Below are 8,745 nucleotides of genomic sequence, written 5' to 3'. Positions count from 1 at the left end.
GATTTAATACTATCGCCTTGACTCCTTCAATGCCATTCTATCAACGCCATTTGAAATGATCTCCTTTTCTAATTTGAGTATTAAATTTCACTTTAGCATTAGGGCTTCCGTTTTCATTCTTTTCTATATCCTTTATATGTCCAGCTTTAATCAAAGCTGATATATTATTATCAATTCGTTTGCTTGTTGATAATTTTGCTTTTTCAGGCAATTTCTCACTATTTGAGATATTGAAATAGCCGTCATCCGACTTTATTTCAATAATTTCATTATCGTGCGCATCAAAGTTAAGTTGAATACTTCCACTACTTGTAAAACGCCCAAAATCTTCTTCTCCAACAGAACGTCCCAAATAAGCCTTGTTACCATGATTGTCATAAATGACAGGTACAATTGTTGCACGAAACATGCTCTGCCCATCCCCACCTTGAACAAAAATTGGTGAAAACTCTATTTTACTAACTCCTGAATAGTGTTCTTTAATGTAAGTCGCCAGTTGTTCTTCCAACAAACGAAATCCTCGTTTGTAAAGTTTTACTCCTTTATCGTCTAAAACATCACTAACATTATAGGGTGAGTTTTTGTGTTCAATCCACTTTGTCATACCAAAGATTCCACCTGGAATGAGAAGCATCAGAACTGCCAAGGCGAAAATGATCTTTTTCTTCATAAACATTCTCCATTATGTACTAATATAAAAATATATATTTTTTGAATCTACACTCGTAGTATAACATAGTTGGTTGTAAGTTAAAACAAAAAACAGAATGCTAACCATACTTGAGATTATACAAAAAAGACACGAAATAAATCGTACCTTTTTTATCATCACAACTCAATAATTTTACCTGTTTCAAAGTAAACAACCCATTCACAAATATTCTTGGCATAGTCGCCGATTCGTTCCAAGTAAGAGATAACTTGGAAATAGTCGCGGCCTGTTACAATCAGCTCAGGATTTTGTTTGATTTCCTCTGTAGCAAGATCGCGAATATCATCAAAGTATTGGTTGATTTTCTCATCTAGTGCTGCTACAGCATAAGCTTGGTCTACATTTCCATTGAGGTAGACGTTTAGGGTTTCTTCGACGAAATTCTTAACATCACGCCCCATCTTGCTGATGGCATCCTCTACGGACTCGATGCGAACCTCTCCCTTCATCCGAACAGTAGCTTTGGCGATCGATACGGCGTGGTCGCCCATGCGTTCCAAGTCACTGCTGGCTTTCAGCACGGTGATAACGGTCCGCAAGTCCTGAGACACAGGTTGCTGCAAAGCGATGATTTCCAGAGATTTTTTCTCCAGTTTGACCTCGTAGTCATTGACTTCAGCATCGTCTTCAATGACCTGACGAGCCAGTTCACGGTCATGCGTGACAAAGGCACGCACCGTTCGGTTAATCTGCGATAGGACTTCATTTCCCATCGCATAGAATTGATTATGAAGTTTTTCTAAATCTTCTTCAAATTGTACTCTAAGCATAAGATTCCTTTCTGTTATCCAAATTTACCAGTAATGTAGTCTTCGGTCTCTTTGTGGGCTGGATTGAGGAACATCTTCTTGGTTTCATTAAATTCAATCAAGTCTCCGCCAAGGAAGAAGCCGGTCTTTTCAGAAATCCGAGAAGCCTGCTGCATGGAGCGAGTGACCAAAAGCATGGTATATTTGTCTTTCAAACTGTAGAGGGTTTCCTCGATTTTTCCAGCTGAGATTGGGTCCAAGGCTGAAGTTGGCTCGTCCAAAAGAATAATCTTAGGGCTAGTAGCTAGCACGCGGGCTACGCAGACCCGTTGCTGCTGACCACCGGAAAGACCTATAGCGGAATCATTCAGACGGTCCTTGACCTCATCCCAGATAGAAGCACCAATTAGGGAGCGCTCAACTGCTTCGTCCAAAACAGCCTTATCCTTGACACCATTAATCCGAAGTCCATATACCACATTTTCATAAATGGTCATAGGAAAGGGATTAGGCTGCTGGAAAACCATTCCGATTTCCTTGCGAAGCTCTACCGTATCTGTCCTCGGACTATAGATATTGTGACCGTTATAAATGACCGTTCCTGTGGTCGTTACTTCTGGATTCAGGTCCCCCATTCGGTTGATGGCCTTGAGCAAGGTTGACTTACCTGAGCCTGACGGTCCAATCAAAGCTGTAATCTCATTTTGCATGAAATCAAGTGAAACGCTATTAAGGGCTTTCTTTTTATTATAATAAACCGACAAGTCCTTGACTTGCAAAATAGGTTCTGTCATACTTTTTTCCTTCATTTTATTTTACATTCAACCCAAGACTAAGCTTATTGAATTGTGATGAATACAGACAGCAGCTTAACCAAAGTGGCCTGAAACGTAGTCATTAGTGGACTGAAGCTTGGCATTTTGGAAAATATTGGCCGTCTTATCGTACTCAATCAAGTCGCCCAGATAGAAGAATCCAGTGTAGTCACTAGCACGGGCAGCCTGCTGCATATTGTGAGTCACAATGATAATGGTATAGTTATTCTTAAGTTCGAACATGGTTTCTTCCAGCTGCATGGTCGCAATCGGATCCAAGGCTGACGCTGGCTCATCCATGAGCAGAATGTTTGGCTTGACCGAGATAGCACGAGCAATGCAGAGCCGCTGCTGCTGACCGCCAGAGAGAGTTAGGGCTGACTTGTGCAAGTCATCTTTGACCTGATCCCAAAGAGCTGCTTGCTTAAGCGAGGTCTCCACAATCTCATCCAAAACCTTTCTATCTCTGACACCAGCCCGTTCATGAGCAAAGGTGATATTTCGATAGATGGACTTGGCAAAAGGATTTGGTCTCTGGAAAACCATGCCGATATGCTTGCGCATTTCATAAACATTGATTTCAGGGCGATTGACATCAATCCCCTCATAGAGAATCTCTCCAGTCACATTGGCAATATCAATGGTATCGTTCATGCGGTTGAGGCTGCGAAGATAGGTTGATTTACCTGATCCAGAGGGGCCAATCAAAGCAGTGATTTTATTTTTTTCAAACTGCATATCAATGCCCTTGATGGATTCCTTTTTACCGTAGTAAACATGCAAATCCTTGGTCGACAGGGCTACCTTTTCTTCAGGAAAAGTAATGATATGTTTTTCATTCCAATTATATTCTGTCATTTCTTCTCCTTTAAGCAGAGGTTAATTTCTTATGTAGATAGCTGCCCAGTTTGCGGGCTCCCAGATTAAAAATCAAAATGAAGATTAGGAGAACCGCTGCTGAACCTGCAGAAACAGCTGTGCCATCAGGAATAGTTCCTTCACTGTTGACCTTCCAGATATGGACAGCCAAGGTTTCAGCCTGACGGAAGATAGAGATAGGACTAGTGACGCTGAAAATATTCCAGTTGGACCAGTCCAGAGCCGGAGCTGACTGGCCTGCTGTATAAATCAAGGCTGCAGCCTCACCAAAGATACGGCCGGAAGCCAGTACAATCCCTGTCACAATACTAGGCAAAGCTTCTGGGATGACCACATGCAGGACCGTTTCCCAGCGGGAAATTCCCAAGGCCAAACCAGCTTCACGTTGGGTGTGGTGGACATGGCGAAGACTATCTTCGACGTTCCGCGTCATCTGAGGCAGATTAAAGACTGTCAGGGCCAAGGCGCCAGAAATGATTGAGAAGCCATACTCAAACTGGACAACAAAGATCAAATAACCAAAGAGCCCGACTACTACCGAAGGCAGTGAAGACAGAATTTCAATACAGGTACGGACAAAGTTGGTCACTGGACCTTTCTTAGCATACTCTGACAGATAAACCCCAGCCCCCATAGAAAGAGGCACAGAGATAATCAGAGTAATTACCAGCAGGAAGAAGGAATTGTATAGCTGAATCCCAATACCACCGCCAGCTTGGTAAGAAGAGGATTTCCCTGTCAAGAAAGACCAGGAAACATGCGGCAGGCCTCTAACTAAGATATAGAGGATAAGAGAGGCAAGTATGGCAACAATGATACTGGCTATTGTGTAGAGAACACCAGTCGCCAATTTATCTAATTTCTTAGCGTGCATAGTTTTTCTTACCTCTTTCTTTTGTAATTAGTTTAATCACACTGTTAAAGGCTAAGCTCATCATCAAGAGCACCAGAGCCAGAGACCAGAGAACATTATTATCCACTGTTCCCATAACGGTATTTCCAATTCCCATAGTCAAGACAGAGGTCAGTGTAGCTGCTGGTGTTGTCAAAGAGGTTGGAATCACCGCAGAGTTCCCAACAACCATCTGGATAGCTAGGGCTTCACCGAAGGCGCGCGCCATCCCAAAGACCACAGCTGTAAAAATACCTGAGCGAGCAGCCTTGAGTGTTACCCGCCAAATAGTCTGCCAGCGCGTAGCTCCCATAGCCAGACTAGCTTCACGGTAGTGGCGTGGTACAGCCCGCAGACTGTCTGTCGTCATAAAGGTTACTGTCGGCAAAATCATGACAAAGAGCACAAAAATACCAGACAAAATCCCAAAACCAGTACCGCCAAAAACTGTACGAACAAAAGGAACCACGATTTGCAGACCGATAAATCCATAAACAACAGACGGAATCCCAACTAAAAGTTCAATCGCCGGTTGCAGTATCTTTGCTCCTTTTGGAGACACCTCTGTCATAAAGACAGCTGCACCAATCGCAAAGGGAGTTGCTATCAGGGCTGACAGAATGGTAACGATAAAGGAGCCTAAAATCATTGGCAGGGCACCGAATTCCTTACCGGAAGGATTCCAGATGCCACCAAAAAGAAAATCAAAAACATTAACGCCGTTGACAAAGAAAGTAGATAGACCTTTCTGAGCAACGAAGATTAGAATCATAGCCACAATCACCACAATCAGTGACAGACAAGCAAAAGTCAGATAGCGGCCAAACTTCTCCAAGCGAGAATTCTTAGAAGGCGATAACAACTTTTTGGTTAATTCCTCATTTTTCATTTTGAATCTCCTTCTATTGCTGTGACATTCCCATCAGCGTCCTTGCTGACTTTCATATCATTGATTGAGATATATCCCATGCTAGTAACAACGCCTTTTTGAACATCGTCTGACAGCATGTATTCCAGAAATTCAGCAGCCAGACCAGTCGGCTTGCCTAGTGTATACATATGCTCATAAGACCAGAGCGACCAATTATTGGTAGCAACATTTTCTGCTGTTGGCTCGTAGTTATTAAGTTTCAAGGTTTTAACAGACTCGTCAACATAGGCAAAGGCCAGGTAAGAAATCGCACCAGGAGTTTGCGAAACGATATTTTTGACCATACCGTTGGAATCCTGCTCTTGACTCTGCACAGCTGATTTCCCCTCCATAATGACACTGTCAAAGGTTGCGCGGGATCCAGAGCTAGCCGCACGATTGATAATCGAAATCTCCAAGTCTTTACCGCCCAGCTCTTTCCAGTTGGTGATTTCACCAGTGAAAATTTTCTGCAGCTGCTCGGAGGTTAGGTTATCCACGTCAACTTCTTTATTGACAATCACAGCAATACCGGCCACAGCGACCTTATGATCCACCAAGTCAGACGCTTTGATCCCTTCCTTCTCTTCAGCAAAAACATCAGAGTTCCCGATTTCAACAGCTCCTGATTGCACTTGAGACAGACCTGTACCAGATCCACCACCTTGAACATTGACTGTTTTACCGATGTTGTTGGAGCCAAAGTCATCAGCCGCCGCTTCAACTAAGGGCTGCAGAGCAGTTGACCCTACTGCTGTCATGGATTCACCACGGTCAATCCAAGATGAGCAAGCTGATAAGGTGAGTCCTAAGCCCAGAGCTGTCAGCGCTAAAGCAAATTTTTTCAATTTGTTCAAAAGATTTCTCCTTTAATAAAATCAAGAGGATGGGAAGTATCTTTAGTATTTCTTACTTAGCAAAAAGAAGCTTTTTTCAATACATTCACATCTTCAACTATATCATATAATACCAGCTTTTCCTAATATTTTATCTAAATCTCAGGCCTTTTGGAAAATAATTTTTCAGGGTTTTTCCAGTCACTTTTGCAAAGCCCAGACCGTTCCCGCCAAGGACTAGTTGGTACCAGCCGTTCGGCTGTGGTTCAGCCAGTTCAATCGTCTCACCTGCTGCATATTTCATGAAGTCCTGTTCATTGATTTCAACCTGCTTCAAAACCTCGCTTGGCTTCATAGCCAAGCCTAGGGCAAAGCTAGGCTCAAAGCGATTTTTCTTAAACGTTCCTAGATGCAAACCGTTACGGGCAATCTTTAGCTTGGAAAGGTCTGGCAGTCCAGCGGGCAATAAATAGAGATTCTCCCCAAAGGTCTGCAATTCTCCAGTCAAGACTGTTTTTAGATGCTTTCTCTCAAAGTCCTGCCAGAGCTTTCTTTGCTCGCTCGTCAAACGATTCTTACCTGGTTTAATCTTCTTGCAGCTATTCTCACCAGTAAAGCGAAAATGGGCTGCAAACTGACCTTCACCTTTGAAGCGATGCGGATACATCCGAGCTGTCTCAGGAAAGCCAATTCCTTCAGTTATCCCGTTTATTTTAGGAATATCAATCAGTTCAAGTGGAAATTCTTCAAGTAACCAAGCAACTATATCTTCATTTTCCTCAGGAGCCCAAGTACAGGTCGAATAAACCAAGCGACCGTCCTTGGCAAGCATGCTCATAGCAGCTGTTAAAATCTCCCACTGGAGCTGGGCGCACTGGGTTGGATAATCCAGAGTCCAATACTGGGTAGCATCCGGCTGTTTACGAAACATGCCCTCGCCTGAGCAAGGTGCATCTAAAACAATCAAATCAAAATAACCCTCGAAAACCTGAGCCAGACGGTCAGCAGATTCATTGGTGACCACCACATTTCTAGCACCATAGCGCTCAATGTTCTCCACTAAGATTTTAGAGCGTTTACTGTTGATTTCATTGGAGACCAGCAGGCCCGTATTATCTAAAAAAGATAAAAGATGAGTTGACTTGCCACCTGGTGCTGCAGCTAAATCTAGGACCTTCATCCCCTTAGATGGCGCTGCTATCTGGGCTACCATTTGAGCTGCTGGCTCCTGCGAATAAACCAGACCAGTCACATGCTCAGCAGACTTGCCAGACACCTTGCCATAAAAGCCCCAGTCTGTCTGAGGAATGGCATCTGAGAAATTCTGCTGGCCTTCTTTTAGAGGATTGCTGCGAAAGGCCGAAATCGGCTCCTCGTCAAAGGTCGCAAAAAAATCCTTCGCTTCTGCGCCTAAAATCTGCTCATATTTTTCTTTAAAACCTTTAGGAAAGTCCATCTACTGCTTCCCCTTTTCTAAATAAGGCGTCAGAGCCGATAGTTTGCACTTAGGCGCCATCATGACAGGCTGCCGAGTCTGGAAATTTAGCTGACTGCCATCCAAGGTCTGGACGATAAAGCCTAGCTTCTCCGCCATAATCGAAGCCGCCGCATAATCCCAAGGCCAGTTGTAGGAAAAATAAGCCAAGAGACCGCCAGACAGCACCTTGCTAAAGCTAATCCCAGCACTGCCATAAACCCGAACCCCTAAACACTCTCGAGCCAAGTCTGCCAAGCCCCAATCATTGGCTTGCAGCATACCGGCATTAGAAGCCATGAGAAAATCTTGAAAAGGCCGGTCCTCAAAAGCAGGAAGTTTTCGGTCGTTACAATAGACATCAAAGTCTCCGCCACCGTGATAGAGCTGGTCTCTGGTCACATCATAGATCAAGCCAAAACGGCCAACACCCTTTTCAAAATAGGCAATCATAACGGCAAAATCAGCCTTCTGAGTGATAAAGTTGGTAGTCCCGTCTATCGGATCAATCACCCAGACATTGCCATCAGCAATATTATGTCGGAGTCCATTTTCCTCCGCTAAAATAGCATCCTGCGGATAGCGGGCTAGAATCTTAGCCACCAAATCATCCTGAACCCTCCGGTCCATCTGGGTGACCAAGTCAGTGGCACTGGTCTTTTGACTCACATCCAAATCATCATAGAGATGTTCTCTCAAAAAAGCACCAGCTTGGTAGATGATTTCTTTAGCAAAATGAAATTTATTTTCCAAGAGAAATGCTTCCTTTACCTTTACTTTTTGCCTCTTGAACAGCACGATAAAGCGAATAACCGCTGACGTTTTCAAACTCTCGGCCGATTCGCTTCTCTTGGCCCTTGCTCGGAACAACTTGCTTGAAAGCCGCATAGGACTTCAAGAGCTTTTCCGCTTGGACTTTCTGTTCATAAGCTGCTTCTACATCATTAAAAAAAGAGAGCACCGAAGCAAGCTCTTCAGTGCTCCACGATAAATCTAGTGGGTAACTATAATTTTTGTTCATCTTTACTGAATATCTGCCCGCATAGTTGCGGATCTTAACTCTTCCTTACGATAACTACGAGGCAGGAAAGCACGAATTTCATCCTCGTTAAAGCCGATTTGCATCCTTTTGCCGTCTAAAATAATTGGGCGTCGCAAAAGACTGGGATTATCCTCAATCAACTGAATCAAAGTTGAAATAGACAAATCCTCCACATCCAAATCTAATTTCTGAAAAATTTTTGAGCGAGTTGAAATAATGTCGTCTGTACCGTTCTCTGTCAGAGAAAGAATGTGTTGCAATTCGGGAGCTGACAGAGGGCTCGTCATGATATTATGTTCCTGAAAGGGCACTTCATGATTTAGCAGCCAAGCACGCGCCTTACGGCAAGAAGTACAACTCGGCGATAAAAATAATGTAATCATGCGTTTCTCTTCTAATTCTGTATAATAACTACCTCTATTATACTAAATTTTAT

Annotated in this window: 11 protein-coding genes; all 11 read right to left on the bottom strand. The window is 43.5% G+C overall.

All coding sequences use genetic code 11. The annotated features are described in order from the left end of the window. Positions 1–40: 40 nt before the first annotated feature. The 11 genes from D8886_RS11280 to D8886_RS11230 all read right to left on the bottom strand — a co-directional run bounded on the left by D8886_RS11280 (position 41) and on the right by D8886_RS11230 (position 8,692). A complete protein-coding gene (locus D8886_RS11280) occupies positions 41–670 on the bottom strand; it encodes a hypothetical protein (RefSeq protein WP_125435738.1) in 630 nt (209 codons plus the stop codon). 158 nt (positions 671–828) lie between these two features. Then, the gene (phoU, locus tag D8886_RS11275) at positions 829–1,482 is read right to left on the bottom strand and encodes a phosphate signaling complex protein PhoU (RefSeq protein ID WP_002919209.1); all 654 of its coding nucleotides are present in this window, start codon (positions 1,480–1,482) and stop codon (positions 829–831) included. A 14-nt stretch (positions 1,483–1,496) separates the two neighbouring features. After that, positions 1,497–2,255, bottom strand: a complete 759-nt coding sequence (gene pstB, locus D8886_RS11270; protein ID WP_125435736.1) for a phosphate ABC transporter ATP-binding protein PstB — start codon at positions 2,253–2,255, stop codon at positions 1,497–1,499. A gap of 75 nt (positions 2,256–2,330) precedes the next feature. After that, positions 2,331–3,134, bottom strand: a complete 804-nt coding sequence (gene pstB / locus D8886_RS11265; RefSeq protein ID WP_002895769.1) for a phosphate ABC transporter ATP-binding protein PstB — start codon at positions 3,132–3,134, stop codon at positions 2,331–2,333. 10 nt (positions 3,135–3,144) lie between these two features. Beyond that, positions 3,145–4,029, bottom strand: coding sequence for a phosphate ABC transporter permease PstA (gene pstA, locus D8886_RS11260; RefSeq protein WP_002895770.1), 885 nt, complete (start codon positions 4,027–4,029; stop codon positions 3,145–3,147). Continuing rightward, positions 4,019–4,936, bottom strand: coding sequence for a phosphate ABC transporter permease subunit PstC (gene pstC / locus D8886_RS11255; protein ID WP_125435734.1), 918 nt, complete (start codon positions 4,934–4,936; stop codon positions 4,019–4,021). The genes pstA and pstC overlap by 11 nt, the downstream gene beginning before the upstream one ends. Beyond that, positions 4,933–5,814: a phosphate ABC transporter substrate-binding protein PstS family protein gene (locus tag D8886_RS11250; protein ID WP_125435732.1), complete on the bottom strand. Its 882-nt coding sequence runs from the start codon at positions 5,812–5,814 to the stop codon at positions 4,933–4,935. Before D8886_RS11250 ends, pstC begins: the two co-directional genes overlap by 4 nt. Before the next feature lie 130 nt (positions 5,815–5,944). Further along, positions 5,945–7,249 carry an RsmF rRNA methyltransferase first C-terminal domain-containing protein gene (locus D8886_RS11245; RefSeq protein WP_125435730.1) on the bottom strand — a complete coding sequence of 435 codons (1,305 nt, stop codon included), beginning with the start codon at positions 7,247–7,249 and terminating at the stop codon, positions 5,945–5,947. Continuing rightward, a complete protein-coding gene (locus D8886_RS11240) occupies positions 7,250–8,020 on the bottom strand; it encodes an inositol monophosphatase family protein (RefSeq protein WP_185761302.1) in 771 nt (256 codons plus the stop codon). It abuts the gene before it with no gap. Beyond that, positions 8,010–8,288, bottom strand: a complete 279-nt coding sequence (locus tag D8886_RS11235; RefSeq protein ID WP_002897770.1) for a UPF0223 family protein — start codon at positions 8,286–8,288, stop codon at positions 8,010–8,012. Before D8886_RS11235 ends, D8886_RS11240 begins: the two co-directional genes overlap by 11 nt. 2 nt (positions 8,289–8,290) lie before the next feature. After that, positions 8,291–8,692, bottom strand: coding sequence for a Spx/MgsR family RNA polymerase-binding regulatory protein (locus D8886_RS11230; RefSeq protein ID WP_125435728.1), 402 nt, complete (start codon positions 8,690–8,692; stop codon positions 8,291–8,293). Positions 8,693–8,745 lie beyond the last annotated feature (53 nt).

This window comes from Streptococcus sanguinis, assembly GCF_003943655.1.
In the GTDB taxonomy this organism is placed as follows: Bacteria; Bacillota; Bacilli; order Lactobacillales; family Streptococcaceae; genus Streptococcus; species Streptococcus sanguinis_F.
The sequence above is the reverse complement of the archived record's forward strand: the minus strand, read 5'-3'. Positions and strand labels throughout refer to the sequence as shown.

Coding starts and splice junctions, on each gene's coding strand:
- pstA (WP_002895770.1), bottom strand. CDS start 4,029: ATGCACGCTAAGAAATTAGATAAATTGGCGACTGGTGTTCTCTACACA.
- pstC (WP_125435734.1), bottom strand. CDS start 4,936: ATGAAAAATGAGGAATTAACCAAAAAGTTGTTATCGCCTTCTAAGAAT.
- phoU (WP_002919209.1), bottom strand. CDS start 1,482: ATGCTTAGAGTACAATTTGAAGAAGATTTAGAAAAACTTCATAATCAA.
- D8886_RS11245 (WP_125435730.1), bottom strand. CDS start 7,249: ATGGACTTTCCTAAAGGTTTTAAAGAAAAATATGAGCAGATTTTAGGC.
- pstB (WP_002895769.1), bottom strand. CDS start 3,134: ATGACAGAATATAATTGGAATGAAAAACATATCATTACTTTTCCTGAA.
- D8886_RS11230 (WP_125435728.1), bottom strand. CDS start 8,692: ATGATTACATTATTTTTATCGCCGAGTTGTACTTCTTGCCGTAAGGCG.
- pstB (WP_125435736.1), bottom strand. CDS start 2,255: ATGACAGAACCTATTTTGCAAGTCAAGGACTTGTCGGTTTATTATAAT.
- D8886_RS11280 (WP_125435738.1), bottom strand. CDS start 670: ATGAAGAAAAAGATCATTTTCGCCTTGGCAGTTCTGATGCTTCTCATT.
- D8886_RS11235 (WP_002897770.1), bottom strand. CDS start 8,288: ATGAACAAAAATTATAGTTACCCACTAGATTTATCGTGGAGCACTGAA.